The organism is Neobacillus sp. SuZ13 (assembly GCF_030123365.1).
In the GTDB taxonomy this organism is placed as follows: domain Bacteria; phylum Bacillota; class Bacilli; order Bacillales; family Cytobacillaceae; genus Neobacillus.
Window position 1 is genome coordinate 2789443 of the sequence record NZ_CP126107.1, and the last position, 22954, is coordinate 2812396.

General features: G+C 35.0%; 26 protein-coding genes. 19 read left to right on the forward strand and 7 right to left on the reverse strand.

Translation table 11 applies throughout. The annotated features are described in order from the left end of the window. Positions 1 to 256 precede the first annotated feature (256 nt). The 4 genes from QNH17_RS13570 to QNH17_RS13585 form a co-directional block, all read right to left on the reverse strand. Positions 257 to 1150, reverse strand: coding sequence for a TIGR03943 family putative permease subunit (locus tag QNH17_RS13570; protein WP_283879164.1), 894 nt, complete (start codon positions 1148 to 1150; stop codon positions 257 to 259). Positions 1151 to 1163: 13 nt separating this feature from the next. Further along, on the reverse strand, positions 1164 to 2051 hold the full coding sequence (locus QNH17_RS13575; protein WP_481858623.1) for a permease: 888 nt from the start codon (positions 2049 to 2051) through the stop codon (positions 1164 to 1166). Positions 2052 to 2417: 366 nt separating this feature from the next. Continuing rightward, positions 2418 to 3344, reverse strand: coding sequence for a TIGR03943 family putative permease subunit (locus QNH17_RS13580; protein WP_283879166.1), 927 nt, complete (start codon positions 3342 to 3344; stop codon positions 2418 to 2420). A 15-nt stretch (positions 3345 to 3359) separates the two neighbouring features. Beyond that, entirely contained in the window at positions 3360 to 4367 is a 1008-nt protein-coding gene (locus tag QNH17_RS13585; protein ID WP_481858599.1) for a permease, read from the reverse strand. A 220-nt stretch (positions 4368 to 4587) separates the two neighbouring features. Between QNH17_RS13585 and QNH17_RS13590 the strand changes: the two genes are divergently transcribed. Beyond that, entirely contained in the window at positions 4588 to 5520 is a 933-nt protein-coding gene (locus tag QNH17_RS13590; RefSeq protein ID WP_283879168.1) for a metal ABC transporter substrate-binding protein, read from the forward strand. 409 nt (positions 5521 to 5929) lie between these two features. Here QNH17_RS13590 and arr read toward each other — a convergent pair whose 3' ends face one another. Further along, entirely contained in the window at positions 5930 to 6346 is a 417-nt protein-coding gene (arr, locus tag QNH17_RS13595; protein WP_283879169.1) for an NAD(+)--rifampin ADP-ribosyltransferase, read from the reverse strand. 368 nt (positions 6347 to 6714) lie between these two features. Here arr and QNH17_RS13600 point away from each other — a divergent pair, with 368 nt between their 5' ends. The 3 genes from QNH17_RS13600 (at position 6715) to QNH17_RS13610 (ending at position 7713) form a co-directional block, all read left to right on the forward strand. Beyond that, positions 6715 to 7083 (forward strand): YxiJ family protein, encoded by a 369-nt coding sequence (locus tag QNH17_RS13600; RefSeq protein ID WP_283879170.1) that lies wholly within the window; start codon positions 6715 to 6717, stop codon positions 7081 to 7083. A 138-nt stretch (positions 7084 to 7221) separates the two neighbouring features. Next, on the forward strand, positions 7222 to 7389 hold the full coding sequence (locus QNH17_RS13605; protein ID WP_283879171.1) for a hypothetical protein: 168 nt from the start codon (positions 7222 to 7224) through the stop codon (positions 7387 to 7389). A gap of 72 nt (positions 7390 to 7461) precedes the next feature. Further along, positions 7462 to 7713: a hypothetical protein gene (locus tag QNH17_RS13610; protein WP_283879172.1), complete on the forward strand. Its 252-nt coding sequence runs from the start codon at positions 7462 to 7464 to the stop codon at positions 7711 to 7713. 159 nt (positions 7714 to 7872) lie between these two features. On the opposite strand, the gene QNH17_RS13615 is transcribed toward QNH17_RS13610, so the two are convergent. Next, positions 7873 to 8355, reverse strand: coding sequence for a YndM family protein (locus QNH17_RS13615; protein WP_283879173.1), 483 nt, complete (start codon positions 8353 to 8355; stop codon positions 7873 to 7875). 587 nt (positions 8356 to 8942) lie between these two features. On the opposite strand from QNH17_RS13615, the gene QNH17_RS13620 reads away from it, so the two are divergent. The 9 genes from QNH17_RS13620 (at position 8943) to QNH17_RS13660 (ending at position 15312) form a co-directional block, all read left to right on the forward strand. Then, the gene (locus QNH17_RS13620; protein WP_283879174.1) at positions 8943 to 9104 is read left to right on the forward strand and encodes a hypothetical protein; all 162 of its coding nucleotides are present in this window, start codon (positions 8943 to 8945) and stop codon (positions 9102 to 9104) included. A gap of 201 nt (positions 9105 to 9305) precedes the next feature. Continuing rightward, positions 9306 to 9485, forward strand: coding sequence for a hypothetical protein (locus QNH17_RS13625; RefSeq protein WP_283879175.1), 180 nt, complete (start codon positions 9306 to 9308; stop codon positions 9483 to 9485). Between the two features lie 203 nt (positions 9486 to 9688). Further along, entirely contained in the window at positions 9689 to 10387 is a 699-nt protein-coding gene (locus QNH17_RS13630) for a VanZ family protein (RefSeq protein WP_283879176.1), read from the forward strand. Between the two features lie 252 nt (positions 10388 to 10639). Then, positions 10640 to 11134 carry a hypothetical protein gene (locus QNH17_RS13635; protein ID WP_283879177.1) on the forward strand — a complete coding sequence of 165 codons (495 nt, stop codon included), beginning with the start codon at positions 10640 to 10642 and terminating at the stop codon, positions 11132 to 11134. Positions 11135 to 11268: 134 nt separating this feature from the next. Then, positions 11269 to 11559 (forward strand): hypothetical protein, encoded by a 291-nt coding sequence (locus QNH17_RS13640; RefSeq protein ID WP_283879178.1) that lies wholly within the window; start codon positions 11269 to 11271, stop codon positions 11557 to 11559. Positions 11560 to 11692: 133 nt separating this feature from the next. Continuing rightward, positions 11693 to 12040 carry a cupin domain-containing protein gene (locus QNH17_RS13645; protein WP_283879179.1) on the forward strand — a complete coding sequence of 116 codons (348 nt, stop codon included), beginning with the start codon at positions 11693 to 11695 and terminating at the stop codon, positions 12038 to 12040. Between the two features lie 544 nt (positions 12041 to 12584). Beyond that, on the forward strand, positions 12585 to 12935 hold the full coding sequence (locus QNH17_RS13650; RefSeq protein WP_283879180.1) for a DUF2019 domain-containing protein: 351 nt from the start codon (positions 12585 to 12587) through the stop codon (positions 12933 to 12935). A 213-nt stretch (positions 12936 to 13148) separates the two neighbouring features. Further along, positions 13149 to 13358, forward strand: a complete 210-nt coding sequence (locus tag QNH17_RS13655; protein ID WP_283879181.1) for a hypothetical protein — start codon at positions 13149 to 13151, stop codon at positions 13356 to 13358. Between the two features lie 574 nt (positions 13359 to 13932). Continuing rightward, positions 13933 to 15312, forward strand: coding sequence for a DJ-1/PfpI family protein (locus tag QNH17_RS13660; RefSeq protein ID WP_283879182.1), 1380 nt, complete (start codon positions 13933 to 13935; stop codon positions 15310 to 15312). Between the two features lie 346 nt (positions 15313 to 15658). Here QNH17_RS13660 and QNH17_RS13665 read toward each other — a convergent pair whose 3' ends face one another. Continuing rightward, positions 15659 to 16162, reverse strand: a complete 504-nt coding sequence (locus QNH17_RS13665; RefSeq protein WP_283879183.1) for a divergent PAP2 family protein — start codon at positions 16160 to 16162, stop codon at positions 15659 to 15661. Between the two features lie 687 nt (positions 16163 to 16849). On the opposite strand from QNH17_RS13665, the gene bluB reads away from it, so the two are divergent. From bluB to QNH17_RS13695, 6 genes are all read left to right on the forward strand, one after another. Continuing rightward, the gene (gene bluB / locus QNH17_RS13670; protein WP_097974747.1) at positions 16850 to 17491 is read left to right on the forward strand and encodes a 5,6-dimethylbenzimidazole synthase; all 642 of its coding nucleotides are present in this window, start codon (positions 16850 to 16852) and stop codon (positions 17489 to 17491) included. A gap of 617 nt (positions 17492 to 18108) precedes the next feature. Beyond that, positions 18109 to 19368, forward strand: coding sequence for a group II intron reverse transcriptase/maturase (gene ltrA, locus QNH17_RS13675; RefSeq protein ID WP_283879184.1), 1260 nt, complete (start codon positions 18109 to 18111; stop codon positions 19366 to 19368). Positions 19369 to 19919: 551 nt separating this feature from the next. Beyond that, positions 19920 to 21158, forward strand: a complete 1239-nt coding sequence (gene ltrA, locus QNH17_RS13680) for a group II intron reverse transcriptase/maturase (protein WP_283879185.1) — start codon at positions 19920 to 19922, stop codon at positions 21156 to 21158. A 194-nt stretch (positions 21159 to 21352) separates the two neighbouring features. Next, complete coding sequence (locus QNH17_RS13685; protein WP_283879186.1) at positions 21353 to 21580, forward strand: hypothetical protein; 228 nt, start codon at positions 21353 to 21355, stop codon at positions 21578 to 21580. Between the two features lie 433 nt (positions 21581 to 22013). Beyond that, the gene (locus tag QNH17_RS13690) at positions 22014 to 22205 is read left to right on the forward strand and encodes a hypothetical protein (RefSeq protein WP_283879187.1); all 192 of its coding nucleotides are present in this window, start codon (positions 22014 to 22016) and stop codon (positions 22203 to 22205) included. A 183-nt stretch (positions 22206 to 22388) separates the two neighbouring features. Next, the gene (locus tag QNH17_RS13695; RefSeq protein WP_283879188.1) at positions 22389 to 22838 is read left to right on the forward strand and encodes a hypothetical protein; all 450 of its coding nucleotides are present in this window, start codon (positions 22389 to 22391) and stop codon (positions 22836 to 22838) included. Positions 22839 to 22954 lie beyond the last annotated feature (116 nt).

Below are 22954 nucleotides of genomic sequence, written 5' to 3' on the forward strand. Positions count from 1 at the left end.
TATCCATAAAAAATGGTCAACCAGAAATATTTAGCATTCTGGCTAACCTTATAATACGAACGGAGCAGGTTAGCTGAACAAGAGTATTGCCATGACTGATATGCCTTCCACGCCCCCCATGCAAGCACCCTCAGAGGTTCCTAATTGCACAAATACATAATCTAGACTAAGAGATGGAACATTTTCCAAGCTCTTTTGTTTTTCTATATTTCCATACATAAATCGACAAAAAAAGACCCCAAATAGGGTCCTTTTATTAATTCAAAGTGTTTCTATAAACATAAGGGTCATTAGGCTTTGGAATGGTTTTGTAGCTTGTTACTTTTAAAACAGGAATTTTGGTTTTCATTTGTGGATAATAAACTGTATCCATTGTTCCTGTTACCTGATACCATTGGTCATTAGGAATGTGTACGTTTTTCGGGAATTGAATCATCATTCCAAAGGCACCAGAGTCAGCGACACAATGAATGAGCCCAAATCGTAGTAAAAACAGCTGGTTAGGTTGTTCTCCTGGACCGTTGTAAGTAAAGCCTTTCATGGTAAGAGTTTTCCCTGCAAATGCCCCAGAATAATTATACATTACTTCTAATCCGACTAAATAATCTCTATCCGTTAAAGTAATAGTATCCTTTGGAATATAGGACTTAGACTCTTTCCTGACTAAATCCGTAAAATCAGCTTGGTTCATAAATTTACTCATATCAGGATTTAGAACTTGATGGGTCCCGTACCGATTATTTCCGTCCTCTAATGTTGGAAATGAAAAACCCTTTGCATTCACAAGCTGTGAATCAAGAGTTGCCACTGGTAAAACCACTCCAGTAATAGCAGGAATCAGCACAAGCGTGTAAGCCAAGAACTTTTTTATCTTTTTTCCAGCAGATGGTTTCTTTTTTTTATGTCCATGTTCATGAGGGTGTTCATGGTCATGATGATCGTGGCTACAATCACAATCATCTAGTCTTTCTTTCTTTTCTCCAGAGAACCATAATTTAATTCCTTCGACAACTGTAAGGATGGATAAAATCACAATCATACTCTCAGATAAGAAGCTATATTTCATGTTTATATATTTTGAAATGTTTCCTGTAGTATGCAGCATAAAAAACAAGTTTGTAGTAAGTATTAAAATAAGGACTTTAAACATCATCCCACATCCTTTACAAAAGAAGTGAACCAATGAATACAAATGATGAAATTAATGAAACTAAAAGAACCGCAAATTTTGCCTTAAAAGACCCAAACATCATAAGTAAATTTTTAATATCTACCATATTGCCAAACACTAAGAAAGATACGACTGAAGTTTGGGGGAAAAAATTACGAAAAGATGCTGCTACAAAAGCATCTGCTGCCGAACAAATAGATAAGATAAAAGCTAAAGCCATCATTACCAGTACAGCAGTTACGTGTGTACCGCCCAGTGTTGTTAATATCCGTGTAGGTACATAAACTTGCATAGTAGATGCAATTAGTGCACCCAGCACTACATATTTTCCCATACTAAAAAATTCGTCACTGGTATGGTTAAGAACACTCATTAATTTTTGTTTAGTATTTTGGTGAGAATGATCATGAGTGTGTAATTCACAATTTTCCTTTAATGGATTCTCCTTTATGACAAAAGATAATACAAGGCCAACTAAAATAGAAACTCCAATCGCTAACCCTGCTCGGTACCCTACCATCTTCCAGCTATCTCCGAAAGCAATAAATGTAGCGAATAAAACAATTGGATTGATAATTGGGCCAGAAAGCATAAAGGAAATGGCTGCATGTGGGGCGAGTCCCTTTTTTATTAACCGTGAAACTATGGGAACAATCCCACATTCACATCCAGGAAAGAATACTCCCATAAAACTAGCAGCGACAACGGATAAATATCTATTTTTTGGTAGAATTCTAAGCAGTGTATTTTCAGAAACAAAAACTTCTATCAGTGCAGAAATAAAAGCCCCAACGACAATAAATGGGAATGCTTCAATGATAATACTTATAAAAATCGTATTCAATTGTAATAATCGATCCATGAATATTCCTCCTGTGATATAACACAATTGGTTTCTTTAAAAAAACATCTTCTATCATATCAAAATTATCACTAATTTGATATGTTTTGATTTTCCATATGGGGTAGATATTTTTCCCATTAAAATATATTTAAAAATCTTTGTGAAGAAAATGCTAACAGTTCAAAAGAATTTTCTAAATGTTTAATTTGAAACCAATAATAATTAGAAATAGAAAATCCAGCACAATTACGGCTGGATCTCTATGTGTTAGGTAATGGTTCGTTTACCCAAAAATGATTCTACTACTTAAATGTGAATATTTTATGAATAGATAAAAATAAAAGCCTTTTATCTTGTTTTTAATTTGATGGAGTAATCATTTTTTTCATTATTAATAAAGGTCTATTCCATTTTAATACCTGCGTCAAACACATAGGGCTGTTGTGGAGCAGTAATTTTTGAAAGTTGGTTAATTTTTATAACGGGGATTGTCTCCCCATTAAATTGGGTCTGCTCAATTTTTCCTGTTACTTGAACCCATTTATCCTTCGGCAATACAGCTACCTCTCCTTTTGCCATCATTCCATATACCGAGGCATCGGCAACACAACATGTGATTCCAAATCGAGCAACAATAATCTGGTTTTGCATAAATTCATTTTCCCGATACACAAATCCTTTTGTGGTTACCGTTTTTCCAACCAACGCATTTAGATTATCTTGAATAATGTTCATTATGTTTACATACTGGTTATCGTCTATATTAATGGAATTAGCATTTAATATTTTATTCTTTAAAGCATCATATTCTTTTTGAGTTAAAGGCTCAGGTTGATTATCAAGTACACTTTGTGTGGTAGTTAAAGTGGTAGTTTTATTGGAATTAGATGATGATGGTAATTTTGGAATGTAATTTGTAGTTTTATTTTGTTTAGGCGGTTGAGAGCTAGCTCCCAAAATAATTGTTCTGTTCATTGCAACAGAGCTTCCCAGCACATTGTTTGAGAAAAGAAATCCTGTGGTTATGGGAATAATAAATAATAAATAAAGAAACACACTTTTCCCGAAAGAGGAAGGATAAGTATGATCCCCATCACAATCACAATGATAAGAATGATCCTTTCCTGAAGTTCCTCTAATAATCAAAAGAACTCCAAGAATAAGGCATATAAAGAGCGTGAAATAAATAAATCGAATCATTTTGGGTGCGATTAAAAGGGATATATTATTCGTTAGAAGTAATTTAAATAACAGTAGCATAAATCCAATCAAAATGATTCCCCTGATAAGATGATGAAAAGAAAAATCTTGGACTTTATTAGGTCTCATAATTGAACACCCCTTTTATAAAAAAATTAGCTGAAAAACATAAACAGAAAAATAGACGATAAGAGGAGTTACCAATAGTAGATATAAGACAAACTTTTTCTTAAAATAACCGAATAACATTAAGGTATTTTTTATATCAATCATAGGACCGAAAACAAGAAATGCAAGGATGGAACCTTCTGTAAAAGTGGAACCAAATGACGAGGCTACAAAGGCATCTGCTGAAGAGCATACAGAAAGGACGTACCCTAATCCCATCATAGCCATTGGTGCAAAGGTTGTACTTGTCCCTATTGATAGGAGAACATTTCGGTCTAAGAATGCTTGAAATAAACTGGCGAGAAATGCACCTATGAATAAATACTTCCCTGTATTAAATAATTCATCACTAGCATGATAGAGTGTTTCTAATAGTTTATTTCCTCTTTGGTGGTGGTGATGGTGATGATGGTCTTCCTTCTGCACTTTAAGAATATTTTCACCTTTAAAACGTCTGTAAATGATTAATCCGATAATAATGGAACTTATAAATCCTACAAACATCCTTGCATTGGCTACATAAGGCGTGCTTTTAAATGCAAAATAAGTAGATGCATAAACGACAGGGTTTAAAATCGGAGCACTAAGCATAAATACAACACCTACATGTGAAGGCATACCTTTTTTTATTAACCTGCGAACGACAGGAACGATGGCACACTCACATATAGGAAAGATTATTCCAAGTAAAGCAGCAGGTATAAGGGCTAAATAAGCATTACGGGGTACGACCCTTCGGATTACATTTTCGGAAACAAATGATTGGATAATTGCTGATACAAATACACCCAGTAAAATAAATGGAATTGCTTCTAAAATAATACTAAGAAAAATGGTATTTACATTAAAAAACGTACTAGGGATTCTAGTAAAAAAAGAAATGTTTTTTAATTCCTCCGCGAAAAGAAATAGAAAAAGGAATAAACAAAATAATAGTAAAGCGAAGCCATCTTTTACCATCTTATTTATAAAGCTCACAGCCATTCTACCTCCTCGAATCTATCATTCCTATCATATCGATATGCACTTCTAGTTAATTCATTTCATTAAAATTTGATGATTGACATAAATAAATAATCATTATAATATTTAATTCGTAATAATTACGATTTACATATTACAATTAATCTTGAATTATACAAAATAATTATGCTCCTTAAATCGTAATAATTCCTAATTAAAGATACCTTGGAGGTAAATGAACATGAAAAGACTGTTAGTCACATTAGTTATTTTTCTATTAATGGTAAGTGGTTGTTCAAACACAGCTTCAACGAAAAGTGAAAAAACAAGTGAAGGATCTAAAAAACTGCAAATTGTTACTACTTTTTATCCAATGTACTATTTTGCAAAAAAGGTGGCAGGCAATTCAGCAAACGTTGAACTATTAATACCAAATGGTGTAGAACCACATGATTGGGAACCGACAGCAAAGGATATGGAAAAAATACAAGACGCTGATGTTTTTATTTATAATAGCCAATACTTTGAACTTTGGACTGAAAAGGTATTGAAAAGTATTAATGATTCAAAATTAAAGGTTGTTGAAGCTTCCAGTGGGATTAAATTGATGAATGCACTGGAATCCGAGGAAGGCGAGGATCATGCTGCTTCTAAAGATCCTCATGTCTGGCTTTCTCCAGTGTTAGCTCAGCAAGAGGTAAACACTATTGCTAAGGCTTTAGAACAGGCAGATCCCAAAAATAAAGACCAGTTTCAAAAAAATGCAGAGGCATTTAATGCGGAGCTAGCTAATTTGGACCACTTATATAAAGAGACTATCGATAAAGCCAAGAAGAAAGAATTTGTTACACAACATGCTGCATTTGGATACTTAGCAAAACAATATGGATTGACTCAAATTCCTATCGCAGGATTATCACCCGATGTTGAACCAACATTAGGAAAATTAACTGAATTAACAGAGATGACAAAGAAGAAAAATACTAAAGTGATTTATTTTGAGGAGATGACATCTTCAAAAGTAGCAAAAACCTTAGCAAATGAAATAGGAGCTAAAACGGGAGTATTAAATCCATTGGAGGGATTAACGAAGAAAGAGCAAGAACAGGGCTTGAACTATTTAGATGTTATGAAAAATAATCTAGAGTCATTAAAATTATCGATTTTAGATTAGTTATCTAATTTAGGGTTACTCCTAAAAAGTCCTTATTCTAATAAATTTTAAGTAACCTCTTTATTTATTTTTGTTGGATTGTGAAAGATTGTACTTAAACTAACAGGTGCTTATGTTCAATAAAGGGATGGCTGCGGCGATCCTGTTTCTTATTGTACTAATGAAGTAGGAAAGTTGAAGAACCGTCTAACACATATCCTTAATCTAACTAAGAAAGCCGAGAGCATCAAATCCCCGACCAAATCTATTATTACAATAAAAAAATATCGTCTTCTTCTGTTAATTTGCACCAAACCATAAATCGGATAAATTTACGTTACAAAAAGAAAAATACTAACACCGCCCTGTACCTTTTGATAACGGAAAAAAAAAAGCCCCTCATGATTGAGGGGAAGTGTTTATTTGAAAATTAATCGTATATCACATTTTTTCCTTCTTCACTTAATTTCTTTAAAGATGTAAGCATATGATTTATCTCTTCATCAGAGTGTCTTTCCCATGTAGCTAATTCAGCTATTATTTTTAGAGGTGATTTAGATCTATATGAGCGTGTTGGGTTTCCAGGAAATCTTTTATCAGTCAAGTTAGGATCATTTTCAAAATCTCCTAATGGTTCTACTATGTAGATCCTTTCTTTTGAATTAGATTTTGCTAATTCAGCACCCCATTTGGCAGCATTTAATGTTGCAGTAAAGTATATATGGTTAGATTTTTTTTCTTGGTAATTTGATAAGTGTTGCGGTTCTAATAAATCACCAATTTTTAATTCTGCTTTAGTACCATGAAAAAAAGGACCATTATCTAAGACATCTTTTTTATCATTCATACTGATACACCTCTTCTATTATTAGATTTGTATTTAAAGTATAATATAGTGTAGGAATTACAAAAAAATACTCTATTATAAAAATATAAATAACGGTATTATGTAAGTATAAAGAATGTTATTGAGTCACTCTGTTAATGATTATTTTAAATTTATTAAATTAAATGATACTAATATTTATAGTCCGGCTGCCATTCTAGGCGGCTTAAATGGTAGTTTATTGTTAAACGACAGGTACTTGAGTAGAAAATCGATTGCCATCAATGATCGCTGCGGCGGTCATTTTTTCTTGTTGTGCTAACATAGCTGATAGTTGAAGAAGAAACCGTGATATACATAGGTAAAACGGACACACTTATGGGGGAAAAATGGAGAATATAATAAAACGATTAACTGATTTAAAAAACAAATTAGATAAGCCATTTCCTTATAGAGATACGGATAAAATACAAGAAGATTATAGAACCGAGTTTTTCAATTTATCCGAAGAAGATGATTGTCTAACTGGTGATTTTAACACTTATTGTATGAATATATCTGGAACCTTAAGTTATGTTCTTACAGGGAAAACAAATAAGATTCCCAAAAGTCAGATTGAGTTTTTACAAATGTCCTTTTTTGATTTCTTTAAACAATATAAGTTTTTTGAACACAAAATTAGCGATTATCAAGACTTCTTTGAGGAATATAACAACTTTGAAGAAACGAGAAAATTATTATTAAAAGTAGTTGAGTAAGATTATTTCTTATTCAGCTAACGGGTGCAAATTGGTTGAACATTCGTAGCTGCTATTGCAGCTTTTTTTGTTTGTTCGACTATAGGGCAGAATAGTTAAATAAGCAGTATTAAAAATCCCCTAATTGGAGGGTATCAAATGGCAAGGTATCTTGTTGGAATTGTAATGGTCATTTGTGCCATATTACTTTTTATCATTAACCAAGGACAAGATTTTATAGAAGTTGAAGATTCATTAGTTACTGCTTATGTATTTCTAATCGGTGGATTTATTTATATCGTATTTAAATTTATTCGCAAGCGATAAATCCTAAAGGATGCGTTTATGAAAGAAAAGGGTGGCAGTTAAGGGTTTTCTGTCGTAAAGGGGTTGATAAATATGACAAAACTTAAATTTATTTTCCATACAGAACCAGATGAAGTTTTACCTGAACTGTTTGATAATGATTTAGTTGATATAGATTTTTGGTGTCGATTAGATATTCATATAAATGGTCAGTCTTTTTTTAAAAATTTATCACCGTCTTATTACGGTGATTCCGAGTTTACTGAGTATTATATCAATAAGAGTGGGATTGGCGTTCCTGTATTCCCTTTTATTCATTCTCTATTAGCTGCTCCTAAATGTTGAAAGTGATCAAACAGTATTTTTTACAAGATGACCAAACCAGTATAAGCTTTGTGTTCTTTATAAGGAAAAAAGGGACCACGTTTCTTTAGCATCAGCGGAATAATTGGGATAATTTAAAAAAGCGTACATTCATTTGGAATGTACGCTTTTTTTAGATTATTATTGTTTATTCTGGTCCTCCTGAGACTTGTCCTGTTGAGCACTTCTTACATCCTGTTTATCAGGAGTTAATTCAGAAGAGGCTTCTGTTTGAAATTGTGGTCTTCCAGTTTGGATGGTTTGTCGCTGATTGGAAGCATGTTTGCCACGTTCTCTTCCTAATAAGCGATGAAAGAAGATTTCAAAAGCTGTGATCGCTATCGAGCCAATAAGTGAAGCGGAAAACACGTCATCCTCAATGGTCATATTATCGATCATTAAGTAGAGAATGACAAACGATAAGACAAAATCAGCAATCGTTGCCACTGTGTTATTGGTAACTCGTAAAATAAATAAGTCGCCCAATACATAACTAACAATAGCTAAAACCGCTGAAATCCCTAGGATATCAGAAGCACCCAAATCGTAGCCCAACGCATCAATAATGCCTAGAACAACAACAGCTGCAATAAACTTCATGACAATTCTTAAAATATGTCTCATATCTTACACCTCCTTTGTGTATTTTTCGAAAAAGTCTTTTAAGATATACACCGACCTCTCTGAAGCAATCGTTAAGGATATTTTGATTGGAATAATCTGTGAAGGTTTGTACTTAATCCCAAGGGGCGGTAATTAAAGATCAAGCTGCAAAATTGGTGGATTTTTGTCTTGCTCTTATACTGCTAAAGAGGGTTGCCGGTGATTGTTAATGTTTGGACACGGTTATTTCTAGCCGTGTTTTTTATTATGTTTACCCACCAAGGCATGAAAAGCTAATTGGTAAAAGCGAACATATCAAGTTAATTTAGAATTTGTAAAAAAATGTACTTAAAATAACGTGTGCGATGCTTCAATAACGAAGGATTGCTTTTCTTATTCAAGTAACGAAGCAGGTTACTTTAAGAAAGAAGCCAAAAAGAAAATCTTTTCTATTTACATTGTTGAACAATGGGTTGCATTACTGGGACCACGGTAATGCTTTTTCTTATTGAAGTAACGGGGCAGGTTAGTTGAAGTAATTGTTAACTAAAAAACCTATATATGTTAACATTTGTATAGGAAATTATTTACTTTTGGGGAGGGGAAAAATGAATAAAGGGATGACTATGTTTTCTATAGGATTAGTAATGTTTATGTTTGGTATATATTTATCAACCAATTGGGCTATCATTGGTACTTTAATGGGTGTTGTTGGAGGCATAATAATGGGCAGTAGCAAGTATTTCTTGGTAAAAAAATATAATTCCTGAATTTACAAAAGAAAAACCTCCTGATTGAAGCGTTTTTTTGGTATTGAGCTAACGGGGCAGTTTACTTGCTTAAGGATTGTGTATTCTATCTGCCGAATTGTTTAAATTAAAGGTTGTTTTCGTAATCTTTGTTGTTTTTAGATAGGGCTTTAAGAAATCAATTTTAATAGTATAATAATGGTAAAGGAGGTTGGTAAATAATTGAAGAAGAACTATACAGTAATGTTTCTTATGTTTTTTGTCGCATCAATTGCGGGTGGAGTAGTATTAAAGAATATCTTTGATTATTCAATGATAGTGGGAGTTGGGTTAGGAACAGTCGTCCTTCTATGTTCTGCATTTTTCGCAGGAAAGAAACAAAAGATTCCGAAGGCACAGTAATTATAATTGCTGTGTCTTTACTTTGTTAAAATGTTTTTCTAAGGTTATGAGAAGTAATCTTGTTTGACTTTTGACATGTACTTATTCAACTAACGGGGCAGGTTAGTTCAATAAGAACTCAACTTTACAATTTTTAGTGACAAGTTTTATAGTATTGGCTATCATACAATTATTATTATCCAAATTTTTGAAGGAGGAAGGACATGATTAATATAAAACTGAATAAATGCTACTGTTTGTTAGGGGCTTTATTCTATTTTATCTATGCTTATAGAACTTACATATATGAAGGAGTACAGCTTCTAGATTTATTAAACTTAGTGGTGAACTTTGGAATTGTTTTACTAATCTCTATATGGTTAATTAGTAAATCAGAAGTGAAAAATGTTTTGAATTTGGTTATTTTATTTGTATTTGTCATTTATTTATTTGTATTACACTCATTTGTAGCTTACATTGATATTTCTTATTACATAACGCAAGAGTATGTAGGAAATCTATATGTGAATATTGAACGAATAAATTTTATCCCTTTTAAAACTATTTATAGTAATTTATTTGGTAAGGTTGTTGCACCTGTAACAATAATACAAACGGTAGGAAATTTATTTTTATTGTTACCATTGGCTTTTGCATTGTTATTTTTACAGATTATAAACAACAAATATAAAGCTGTAATAGTTATTTTCTTAACAACAGTTTTTATCGAGATGTATCAGCTTCTAGATAATTTGATCACTTCAGGATTTAAGTATTCTGGAGGGGGACAACGAGCAATTGATATAGATGATGTTTTATTAAATACAATTGGAGGGTTAGTTGGAATAGCGTTGTATTTCATTTATAAAAAGTTGTTTTTAGGTAAAGCCCTTGATAAAAAGAACTTCACAACACAGATTTAACATATTATTGTCACCCTCCTTGTTCGATGGGTGCGATGGTTCAAGTATAAGGTAGCATTTTTTTCGACAAGAAAGATTGTGAAATGTTGTACTTAAGCTAACTCGGTGCTTTTGTTCAGGATGATATGATCGCTGCGGCGGTCATTTTTTCTTGTTGAACTAACGGAGCAGGATAGTTGAAGAAGAATTGAGACTCTTTCAGCGAATAATTTGATATGATTATCTCGTATATTTTTGTGTGGAGGAGTAACTTTGGAAAATAAACGAATTACTAAGAAAAAAATATTGAAATATCTTCTAACTATTGGGGGAGTTGTGTTAGTATATGTTATTTTTTATTCACCTACTTTAAAAATGCCTATAAGTTGGTCTGGCGCTTGGGTAGGAATAGAAGCTGAACCTAGTTATATCCCTTTTGAATATAGTAAAAGTTATATGACTACTACTTCCTGTGGTAAAAGGTGCGATAAACTGAAATTACATTACTTATCAAAAAAAACAGAGCTCGTTATAACTGCTACAGATTATGTAAGTTGGTATGATGACCCTAAATGGGATAAAATACACAAAATTAAAGGAACAAAATATTTTTATCAAGAAAAAAACGGAAAACAATACTTGGATTGGGAAGAAGAAAAAGAAGAGTTAGAATTAACAGTTGAATATAAAGGTGAAAAAAAATTAGCTAAATCAGAAATTGTAAAAATTGCAAATACTATAGAAGCTGAGGGTAAGTTATTAAACTAACGGATGTAAGAGGTTGCTGCGGCAGCCTTTTTTCTTTAGCTTTCTTCAACTAAAGGAGCAGTTTAGTTCAAGAAGGATTTTTCCAATATTTTTAGAATTTTTCTTATAAATACGATGTTGAGGAGGAAACCTCGTTGAACCAAAACAGATTTGGATGGTTATTTCTTAGGTTTGCTGGATGCTTTGGCTTGTTATTTATTTTGATGGCTGGGGAAGGCAATGGGTTAGTAAATAGTCACATTGATGGGACTATGCAATTAAACTTCTTAGGAATAAAGATTGCCGAAAATATTTCGACAACGGAAACTTGGAATCAGTTTGGAACATATTTTTATCTATGGAGTATATTACTGTTTGTATTAACAATTGTCTGTTATCGGAAGTTTTTAAAACTGGTCCCAACTAAAAACAAATCCTTCGCATAATCACCGTAGCTGCCACCTTGGTGGCTTTTTCTTATTAAGCTAAAGGGCAGTTTAGTTGAGGAAGGATTTATTCCAAAAGTTCCCTTAAAAAGGTAAAATGGAAATAGAAACCTAAGTATTAGGAGGCTTTTTAGTGCAATTGTTTAAAATTGGAGCATGTCAAATAATCAGTAATTACAGCTCTGTCTCAGCATTATATTCAAAAATAATAAAAACAGAGGAACCGACCAATATTGGTTTTATTGATATAGAACAAGGTGGTATTGTAGGGTATCACATAGCACCAGTGCCACAGCTTTTTATAGTAATTCAAGGTGAGGGATGGATTGAGGGAGAAGATAATACCAGAATAACTCTGAAAAGTGGTGAAGGTGTATTTTGGGAAAAAGGTGAAGGTCACACGAGCGGAAGTGAAACAGGTTTAACTGCCTTAGTTCTTCAATCTGAAAAATTAACAATACCAAGTTCATTAAATTCTTAAAGTTTCTTTAATTGTTAAAGTTATATTTATTCGATAAAAAGGTGTGAGTTGTATGCGTTTTGTAAATAAGAACAATGTTTTACAATTATTATTTTGGTTACTTCTCATATTTTCCGTTATTGCACAAATATCGGATCAACTCATAATGTGGTTAGTTCCGAATACTGTTTCCATATGGGATGAAAGAATGTGGTTTACAATAGTACCAGTGTTAGTTAACTCGCTACTATTAATATTCATTTATAAAAAATCTATGGTTAAGCCTTTCATTTCTCATTTTTCTCTTACCCTTAATACCTTTTTGGGTCTTTATTATTTTTATTATCAATTTATTTGGGATGTTGGAGGATGGAAGTTATTCTAAAAATTTTATAGTTTTGGAATTATGACGATGATTCAGCTAACTGGTTTGGGATTGTGAAGTATTGTACTTAAGCTAACGGGTGCAAGAGTTCAACAAAGAGTTGTGGGGGCAGCTCTTTTCTTATTGAACAAACGGGGCAGATTAGTTGAAGAAAGAACCTTTGTTGGAGGTGAAAAATAAGTGAAAAAAGATAAAACATATTTAACAAATTTATTTATTGAAAATGCTATTATTCAAGGACAAGCCACCTTAAATGGTGATTATATAGAGGGAAACAAAGCTAGTGATAAACTTTTAAAAATAGCTAGTCTTATAAAAGAGGACAAAGATTTTTTTAAGGATATACTCGATTCTCTGATGACTAACCCTGAACCAAATGTGAAGATTTGGGCTTGTGGGATTGCTTTGGATATAGATTATAAAGCAATCGAAGCTGAACAAATATTAACAGAAATATCTAATATGACTGAATTAGGCATTTTGAGATTTGATGCTGAAATGAGCTTGGAAGTACGTAAAGGTAACATATAGCTACTTCAACTAACGGGTGCATTATTGGAACAACGGTAATGCTTTTCTTTTTGAAGTAACGGGGCAGTTTTAATAAGATACCTTCCATTTGTTTAATTGTGTACCTTGCTCATGTTATAATGAGGTACTTAGGATAATTACGACTTTTACTTATAATTGAACGGATGCCAAGAAAAGCCTCCGACTAGCGATAAAATATGGGGGTGTAAGAGAATGAATAAACGATGGACGATTGGTAAAATTAAAGAATTTGTTGAGAACAATTCGGAAAGTAAGTTGCAAACGACGGAATATCACGGTTTTTCTCAAAAGTTACTGTTTAAATGTGCATGTGGTAGCAACTTTGAAAAAACATTTACGAAATTTAAAAATAATAACCAACGTAAATGTGACGTGTGCCAACCTCAAAAAGCGTCACGCTAAACGTATATAACAGGTGCGTTGATCCAATTAGGATTAACGCACTTTTTATTGAACTTCTTATTGAACAAACGGGGCAGTTTAGTTGAAGAGAGAGTGGAAAATTCTCTCCCTTTTAATTCACATTTGACGCAAAAAGCGAAGTAATTATTTATTGTTCAAGTTAGGGTCTAGTTCTTTAACTTGATATCGGTTTTTAAGGCAATATCTTAGGCAGAGACTATTTCAGTCTCTGTCTTTTTTGTGGTCTGAAACCGGCTAAATCTGAAGTCTGATATAAAAATCAAGCTCTAGCACAATTATGAAGGTTTTAGAAAAAAGATAATATGAAATCAAGATAACAACAAATACCCTGTGGGGGTACCACGAAATTTTACGGTAATACCCAAAAAGAGTGCGGTTTTTATCATGGTCAAACTAAGTAAAATGTAATACAGGGGTATCAATAACAAATAACCACATTTTGGAGGTGGAAAATGATTTTTGTTCAAGATGTATCAAAAGTTTATTCATTGGAGTCTGGAGATTTTGTCACGTTAAAGAATAACAACATTCATATCCGGAGGAGGAATATAAAATGAAAAGGTTAGTAGTACGTTTCGTTGTTTATGTATTGATTTTTGCCGTGTTTGTGGGAGGGGTGGGATTCCTCGGATTTGTTCGTTCACAGAATGATTTTTTCAAGAATGTCCGCCATGAGCCAGTTCCTTCTCTACATGGTGTTAAACCACCAAAGTATGATCCTAATAAACCTACAGTAGCAGTTCTATTAGCGAATGTAGACACTGAGGTATTTGATTTTATGATTCCCTATGATTTGTTATCTAGAACAAACGCTTTTAATGTATTTGCTGTTGCTCCAGACAAAAACGTAAAGACGTTATCGGGCGGTCTGGATGTAGTCCCCCATTACTCTTATAAGGAATTAGATAAATTATTAGGCAAAAGTCCCGACATTATCGTCGTTCCTTACATGCCGATATTTGATGAAAAGAAATATCTACCCACTCGGGAATGGATTCAACAACATTCCAGCAGTAAAACCACTATCTTGAGCATTTGCAGTGGATCAGAGAATCTTGCCGATGCAGGCTTATTAAAAGGAAAATCAGCCACCACACACTGGCAAGGGATATCTTTACTAAGCAAGCAATATCCTGACACTCATTGGAAAGAGGATGTGCGGTATGTCCACGAAGGTAACACCTTAACTTCAGCAGGTCAAACTGCAGGTATCGATGCTGTGCTGCATCTGATAGCTCAAAAACTAGGAGAACCCATGGCTAAAAAAATATCGAAGGAAATCAGTTATCCTTCTTACCACTTCGTTCAAAACCCAAAAGTAGAACCTTTTCAAAAGGACATATATTTTGCAACTTTTTTATTGAATCTTTCCTTCCATTGGAATAAGACAAAGGCAGGTGTACTACTTTATAACGACATGGATGAAATCGCATTATCTTCTATATTTGATACTTACGCAGCCACAGGAACGACACAAGTTTTGACTGTTTCGAGTTCGGATGCACCCATTGCTACAAAACATCACCTTAATATAGTGGCAAGACATCAAATATCGAATGCTCCAAGATTGGATAAAAAGATCATACCAGGTGGCAACGCAAAATCCCTAGCGGCAGCCGACGTAAAACTTTGGAGTGAAAAAGGTAATTCTAAAGAGACGAACATCATTCATAGCGATTCACCAAATAGATATGTATTTGAAGCACCATTGGAAGACTTAGCTAAACAAGAAGACCTTTTAACTGCCAAGCATGCAGTGAAACGACTCGAATATCGTGCGAATGATATCCACCTTGAGGGCAAACCATTTCCTCTTGAAACTTACGGCAATGTACTTCTAACCGGTTTACTAGCTTTGTTGGTAGCTTTCTGGATTGACAGACGATTCATTATGAAGAAAACAATTTTCAAATCGTATAAACAAGTCAGTTAATCACTACCGACTTCGGGCTGTTTTTTCCATTCTCACCATTAACGTCAGATAGCTATCATTATAGTAAATTAACGAACCAGGGTGACCTGAAATTCTGTCAACTCCGCTATTCTGCCAAAGCTAAAAGGAGTCGTGAAGTATCGCGACCTTACAAAGAAGGGATTCTTGCGAATACTTTCTTCTGAGCATTGGACAGCATAAAAGCCCTCCTATCGTTAGGAAGGCTTTTTCAATTTATACATGTGTATTCATGTTGTTCAGAGTTATTTCCAAATTTCCCATAAACTCAATTACAACAGTGTCGCAATAGGACTCATTTAATATTAAAAAAGCGTATTGGAATGATTTATACTTCTAATTCCAGCTCTTCGTGTTTCATTTGCTTACCATCCTCGATTTTCGCCGAAATAAGACCAAGCACAATGCCAAGCAACGCACCAGCTCCTACTTCCACCGGCTGATGACCGAGAATTTCCTTCAGTTCTTTCTCTCGCTCCACATACTCAAAGCTAGGAAATTCACCCGAAAATTTCACTAGATTATCTTCAAGATCGTTCACAAGCTGCGCAATTTCGCCTGTATGGCGACGAATTCCCTGAGCATCATACATCACAATCACGCCAAACACTGTTGCAAGCGATGTCTCAGTATGTCGCCATCCTTTATTCGCCGCCACATAGGAAGCTAGAGCTGCTACACCAGCGGAGTGCGAACTAGGCATACCTCCCGTTGTGAAAGCCTGCTTCAAGTCCCAATCTCCCGTCAACTTCTTGTGAGTTATAATTTTAAGTCCTTGCGCTATGGCGATCGCCGACAGCGCCGTCAAAATTCCTCGATTCATCTTTTCCATGAGCAACTCCTCCATTCCACAGATCAGTCAACCCCTATCCTGCATATATCTTTTTGATACCCAATTTTGATTTTTATATGCTTAAAGTAACGGGCAGCTATTGGAAGAACAGGAGGAGAATATAATTTTTTAATGTCGTAATTTGCAACTATTAGCACATTTTAGAGTGATCTATTCGGCAATAATTAAAGAAAAATTTACGACTTTTTAATCTCAACTAAAAAAATAAAGGCTAGAATTATCGTAAGTAACCGGATGTAATACCCGAAAAAAATAAATCAAGTAAAGACAAATATTATTCATAATGGAAGGATGATATTTATGTATATTTCCTATAAAAACTATCAAGGCGGAATTGATAATTTGGTGGTAGTAGAAAGCAATGGAGTGGTTACAACAAGTATAAAAGATACGAAAACAGCTATAAGAACCCATAAAAGAAAATTAAAACGATTAAAGGCTAAACAATAGTGAACAAAACGAACATAATGTGCAATAGAAGAAAAGGAGCTTGGTCAATGAACGGGTGCGTTACTTCAAGTTGGGATTGCTGTGGCGATCCCATTTCTTATTCAACTAAAGGGGCAGGATAGTCTAAGAAGGAAATCCAATAATAAATGTAGAATAGTTCCATGCAGGAGGAAGAACGAGTAATGTTCTTCATTATTTGATAGGGAGAGAAATTTAATGTTTTCTAATGAAGAAAGAGATGCAATTTATAAAGCTATTTATTATAGGAGAGATATTCGAAGTTTTTTGTCAACTCCTATCCCAGAAAACAAGATACATAAAATATTAAATGCAGCTCATCATGCACCTTCAGTAGGTTTTATGCAACCTTGGAACTTTATTATCATTTCCTCTGACGAAATTAAAGAAAAATTAGCCTGGGCGGCAGAAAAAGAAAGACGAGCTTTAGCTATTCATTATGAAGGGGAAAAAGAAATGAAATTCCTTGATTTAAAAGTTGAGGGTTTAAAAGAAGCTCCTGTAACTATTTGTATAACATGTGACCCAACAAGGGGAGGTTCACATGTATTAGGGCGAAATTCAATTCCTGAAACAGATATTTTATCAACAGCCTGTGCTATTCAAAATATGTGGTTAGCATCTTGTGCTGAAGGACTTGCGATGGGGTGGGTAAGTTTTTATAAAAAGAATGATATTCGAGATATTTTAGAAATACCACCACATATTGACCCTATTGCTCTTATATCTATCGGTTACACTAATCACTATCCAGAAAAACCTATTTTAGAATTAGCTAATTGGGAAAAAAGGCGTTCGTTAGAACATCTCATTTTTGAAAATAAATGGGGTAGAAACTAAACGGCTTATTCAACAAACGGGTGCTTATGTTAAACAAAGAGTTGCGTTGGCAGCTCTTTTTTCTGTGCGCCCAGCATGGGTGCAATCTATAGGGTGCAAGTCCCGAACCGTGAGGGTAGAAGTAACGGTTAGCTTAACACAAGGGTGTCCATGGTGACGTGGAATCTGAAGGAAGTGAGCGGCAAACCTCCGGTCTGAGGAACACGAACTTCATATAAGGCTAGGTATCATTGGGTGAGTCTGCAGAACAAGACAAATCCCTTTCTACCGAAGGTGGTACAGAGTAAATGAAGCAGATAGATGGAGGGAAAGATTGCACTCTTACCTGGGGAGGTCTGATTGTAATGCCAAGTACACTTGGTAACCTATCTAGCGATAGATAGCTGAACAGTCAGAAGTCAGCAGAGGTCATAGTACCTTACCTACTCGAGATGGTAAGGGAAGGACTGAACAATTAGGAAGAACGAGAACTAGGCATACAATTCCTGTGTAGAAGCAGACAATCCGAAAGGACTTACTTGAAGGAGGAAGTGGTGAATCCCACTGGGGACTTTATGAGGGTGGAGCAGGAATAACATAAATAGATTTCTACGTTAACGTCGAAAGGAAATATCAAAATGTTAATGGATAGGGTTTTGTCACGGGAAAACTTAATAGAAGCACTTAAACGTGTCGAGAAGAATAAAGGGAGTCACGGCATAGATGGAATGTCCGTAAAATTCCTACGAAGACATCTCTATGAAAACTGGGATTCACTTTGTACTTCTATAAGAATTGGAACCTATGAGCCGAATCCAGTCCGTCGGGTCGAAATCCCAAAACCGAACGGTGGAGTAAGATTACTGGGTATACCTACCGTGACAGATCGTTTCATTCAACAAGCTATTGCTCAAGTGTTAACACCACTATTTGACCCAACCTTTTCAGAATATAGTTATGGATTCAGACCAAAAAGGAGAGGACATGACGCAGTTCGAAAAGCAAAAGAATATATAAGTGAAGGTTACAGTTGGGTTATAGATATGGACTTAGAGAAATTCTTTGACAAAGTGAATCATGATAAGTTGATGGGGATATTGGCTAACAGAATTCAAGACCGTATGGTCTTGAAACTAATTAGAAAATACCTTCAAGCAGGAATCATGATTAATGGTGTAACCTATGATTCTGAAGAAGGAACACCACAAGGAGGTCCACTAAGTCCTCTTCTTTCCAATATACTGTTGGATAAGCTTGATAAAGAATTGGAAAGAAGGGGTCATAAGTTCGTCCGCTACGCCGATGACTGTAATATCTACATGAAGTCAAAGAAAGCGGGAGAAAGGGTTATGAACTCTATAACAAACTTTATAGAAGTGAAATTGAAACTTAAAGTAAATAGAGAGAAATCCGCAGTTGACCGTCCATGGATACGAAAGTTTCTGGGTTTTAGCTTTTCTTTCCACAAGAAACCGAAGGTTCTGATATCTAAGGAAAGTATCAAAAGACTAAAATCGAAAATACGTGAACTAACTTCACGTTCAAAATCCATCCCAATGGAAACAAGAATACAAAAATTAAATCAATACCTAACGGGATGGTGTGGTTACTATGCTTTAGCGGATACACCAAGTAAGTTTAAAGAATTTGATAAGTGGATAAGAAGAAGACTCCGTATGATTGAATGGAAACAATGGAAAACCCCCAAAACAAGAGTGAGAAAACTCAAAGGTTTGGGAGTACCAACAAACAAGGCTTACGAATGGGGAAACTCCAGAAAGAAATACTGGAGAATATCTAATAGTCCGATTCTACACAAAACCCTCGATAACTCTTATTGGAGTAACCGAGGGCTCAAAAGTCTGTATCACAGATATGAATTTCTTCGTCACACTTAGTTGAACCGCCGTATACCGAACGGTACGTACGGTGGTGGTGTGCTGTGAAAGGCACATCAGAGATGAGGGAAGGTCCCTCGATGGAGATTGTACCAGGCAAATCCATCAAACAACCCTAAGCTGCTGCAATAAAGAGTTGTGGTAGTAAGCGTCTAGGGAAAAGGTTGTATTAAAACAATCATGTGAGATATACAAAGATGAACGAAAGTGAATCGCTGAAGAAGTATCGATAACGTAAAGCTTTGTCAAAACTTGTTGTTCACCACTAGACAAGGATAAGAGCAGAAGATAACCTGGAAAGCTGACTGTTCGGCAAACGGTATTAAGGCGACATGAGTGTATATCAGGCTCTGATGTGAAACACAGGAACCTGCATCACGATGTTAAGCGAAAAGTCACAAGCTACAGAAAAGCAAGGTCGAAATAGCGAAGCGTGGTACAGGGGCGGAGGTGCTCGTAGTAGGAATGAAGTTGCTGTAATGGCAATGGAGCGAAGGGGCACCATCATTCAACTCAATATCTGATAACAACTGTGGAAACAGGAGGATTTGATGAAAGAGAGTAAGCCATTTAAAATCTCAAAACATGTTGTACTAACAGCCTTTAAAAGAGTAAAAGCGAATAGAGGTAGTGCGGGAATTGATGGACAAGACATAAAGGAATTTGAGATGAATCTCAAAGGAAACCTTTATAAAGTTTGGAATAGAATGAGCTCCGGTAGCTATTTTCCTCCACCAGTTAAGTTAGTTGAAATACCCAAGAAAACTGGAGGGAAACGAGGACTTGGTATTCCAACAGTCGAGGATCGAGTCGCACAGATGGTAGTTAAAATTTATCTAGAACCAAAGGTAGAACCGATATTTCATGAAGACTCTTATGGATACCGTCCAAATAAATCAGCCATTGACGCTATTGGACAAGCAAGAAAAAGGTGCTGGAAATATGACTATGTCATTGAGTTCGATATTAAAGGATTGTTCGATAATATTGATCATGAATTATTAATGCGAGCTGTTCAAAGGCACACAAAAGAGTCATGGATAAGGATGTATATCGAAAGATGGCTCAAAGCACCATTTATGGATTCGGAAAATCGTAAGATTGAAAGAAATTCGGGAACACCGCAAGGTGGAGTAATTAGTCCAGTTCTTGCGAACTTGTTTATGCATTATGCGTTCGATGTGTGGATGTTGCGAACAAATCCGCGAGCGCCTTTTGAACGATACGCAGATGATGCCATCATACACTGCAAATCGGAAGAAGAGGCTCAGGACATACTGAGAAAACTTAATCAGCGGTTAAAAGAATGCAAACTGGAATTACATCCGGAAAAGACAAAGATTGTCTACTGCAAAGATAAGGATAGGGTAAATGAGTATCCAGTTACGGAATTTGACTTTTTGGGGTACACTTTTCGAAGGATTTTCATCAAAGACAGGTTAGGAAGACTACAATTTAATTTTCTTCCATCCGTAAGTAAAAAGTCCGGGAAATCTTTCCGTAGCAAGATAAAGGCAATGAATATTCATAAGTGTACTGGTTGCAATATCGAAATCATAGCAGAGATGATAAATCCAATGATTAGAGGTTGGCTCAACTACTTTACTAAGTACAATCCATCAGCAGTTAAATACTCAATTGATTGTGTAAATCGGAGATTAACCAAATGGGCAATGTGTAAGTATAAGAGATTTAGGGGACATCGAAAAAGAGCTGAAACATGGCTTAAAGCACTTGCGAAAAGAGAACCCAGCATGTTTCCGCACTGGGTTCTTGGAATGGTTCCTTAATGGCTGAATGATATGAGCCGTATGAATCGAGAGATTCACGTACGGTTCTGTGAGAGCCTCTGGGTGAAACTCCTGGGGGCTACTCGACTGAGAGGTCGGGGGTTAGTCTCTCCCTCCTACTCGATTGTTCCACTAAAGGGGCAGTATAGTTGAAGATGAGTGTTTGGGTAATATAGAAATTGAGGTGATTATCTTTGAAATTCAATCAAATGACAGATGAAGAAAAAAGAAGGTTATTAATGTCAATTTATTTTCTGTATAAAGGATTGCATCAATTAGGGAGAGTACAAGATACATTCAGTGAAAGGGAAACTGATGTAGAGATAAAAGAAGCAATGGTAAAGATGCAAAACCTCTCTGCAGCTATTGTGATCGTCACTGCGGCGGTCATTTTTATTGAACTTAAGAAGAGGGATAGTTGAAGAACCTTCTAACACTTGTAGTCCATAAGCTAGCTAAGAAAGAAAAAGCCGAGGGCATCAATCCCCCAACTGTTAATTGACCTTGTAATAATCTCCTTTAAGAAGTGTAAGATAATAATAACAATTAATTGGTGGAGGTTATTAGTGTGCTTAACAAAAAAGAGAAGATAACGTCGTTATTTTGGATTGCTATACTTGGCTTAATTTTAACAACAATATATACAATCATCCTTGGTATTTTAGGATACAGGACAATGAACAGGATCGATTATATTTACAAACAGAATAAACAAAGATCAAAAAATAGCTAAAATGAGTGACAGGAGAGTCGCTCTTTATTTATTTTTTCCTTATAACGGGCAGGATAGTGCAATAAAGAAAGGTAAATCTATCTCACTTTATCTAATTATTTCGAGGGAAGGAGAAATTATCAATGGGAATGACATACGAAGATTGTAAAAAAGTTATTAGAAATATGGAAGAAAGACTGGATAACCACAAGATGTTAGCCAAGTACACAAAACAAACAGTAAAGTTAAAAAAACATCAAGCTGACATTAAATACTGGGAAGAAGCTATACAGCAAGTAAAAGAGGACTTTGGCTCTGTTTACGATAATATATAAACAGAAGAACGTTCTTCAATAAACTGGTGCAATAGGTAAAATTCGGATCGCTGCGGCGGTCCTTTTTGCTTGTTATGCGATCGGAGCAGGTTTTAGCACAAGAAGGATTGTTAATTCGAGTCGCCGAATTTATATTTGTTAAAAGGAGAATATTCGGGGATGTGACAGGAGAAAGGACTGGTATTGTTACAACAGTTTAGAATAGAAAAATGGTTAATAGAAGCTGATATTGATAAGACACGTGAATTTTACAGCAAAGATATACCAGTCTGTAATTGCTTATACTGTAAAAATTATGTTGAGGCTTGTAAGAAATTAAGGCTTTCTGTTTCAATTGTATTCACTAAACTAGGAATCAATCCAGCAAAACCAGCACATCTGTCTGAATTTCCAGCGGAGGAAGCGAGGACACGGTTATACTTAGGGCATTATCATCTTGTGGGCAGAGTGCTACAAGGAGAATTGTGTACAGACACTAACTTTAATGAAAAAAATACTATTGAGATAGACAATTTCACAGTTGGATTTTCAGATAATTTAGAGTTTGTACCAGAAGGATTCCCAAACCATGTCCTCCAGTTAAGCTTTGATGCTAGTATTCCTTGGGTTCTTAAAGAAAATCCAGATGATTGAGTAGAGTCTTGTCCAACTAACGGATGCAAGAGTTGAATAAATGATCGCGGCGGCGGTCATTTTTCTTGTTGTGCTACCGAAACAGGTTAGTGGAAGAAGGAGCATTCTCCGAAATT

Bases quoted from the DNA above. Each gene is read 5' to 3' on its own strand.
- QNH17_RS13570 (WP_283879164.1), bottom strand. From the start codon at position 1,150: ATGTTTAAAGTCCTTATTTTAATACTTACTACAAACTTGTTTTTTATG.
- QNH17_RS13580 (WP_283879166.1), bottom strand. From the start codon at position 3,344: ATGAGACCTAATAAAGTCCAAGATTTTTCTTTTCATCATCTTATCAGG.
- QNH17_RS13585 (WP_481858599.1), bottom strand. From the start codon at position 4,367: ATGGCTGTGAGCTTTATAAATAAGATGGTAAAAGATGGCTTCGCTTTA.
- QNH17_RS13590 (WP_283879168.1), top strand. From the start codon at position 4,588: ATGAAAAGACTGTTAGTCACATTAGTTATTTTTCTATTAATGGTAAGT.
- arr (WP_283879169.1), bottom strand. From the start codon at position 6,346: ATGAATGATAAAAAAGATGTCTTAGATAATGGTCCTTTTTTTCATGGT.
- QNH17_RS13600 (WP_283879170.1), top strand. From the start codon at position 6,715: ATGGAGAATATAATAAAACGATTAACTGATTTAAAAAACAAATTAGAT.
- QNH17_RS13605 (WP_283879171.1), top strand. From the start codon at position 7,222: ATGGCAAGGTATCTTGTTGGAATTGTAATGGTCATTTGTGCCATATTA.
- QNH17_RS13610 (WP_283879172.1), top strand. From the start codon at position 7,462: ATGACAAAACTTAAATTTATTTTCCATACAGAACCAGATGAAGTTTTA.
- QNH17_RS13615 (WP_283879173.1), bottom strand. From the start codon at position 8,355: ATGAGACATATTTTAAGAATTGTCATGAAGTTTATTGCAGCTGTTGTT.
- QNH17_RS13620 (WP_283879174.1), top strand. From the start codon at position 8,943: ATGAATAAAGGGATGACTATGTTTTCTATAGGATTAGTAATGTTTATG.
- QNH17_RS13630 (WP_283879176.1), top strand. From the start codon at position 9,689: ATGATTAATATAAAACTGAATAAATGCTACTGTTTGTTAGGGGCTTTA.
- QNH17_RS13655 (WP_283879181.1), top strand. From the start codon at position 13,149: ATGAATAAACGATGGACGATTGGTAAAATTAAAGAATTTGTTGAGAAC.
- QNH17_RS13660 (WP_283879182.1), top strand. From the start codon at position 13,933: ATGAAAAGGTTAGTAGTACGTTTCGTTGTTTATGTATTGATTTTTGCC.
- QNH17_RS13665 (WP_283879183.1), bottom strand. From the start codon at position 16,162: ATGGAAAAGATGAATCGAGGAATTTTGACGGCGCTGTCGGCGATCGCC.
- bluB (WP_097974747.1), top strand. From the start codon at position 16,850: ATGTTTTCTAATGAAGAAAGAGATGCAATTTATAAAGCTATTTATTAT.
- ltrA (WP_283879184.1), top strand. From the start codon at position 18,109: ATGTTAATGGATAGGGTTTTGTCACGGGAAAACTTAATAGAAGCACTT.
- ltrA (WP_283879185.1), top strand. From the start codon at position 19,920: ATGAAAGAGAGTAAGCCATTTAAAATCTCAAAACATGTTGTACTAACA.
- QNH17_RS13690 (WP_283879187.1), top strand. From the start codon at position 22,014: ATGGGAATGACATACGAAGATTGTAAAAAAGTTATTAGAAATATGGAA.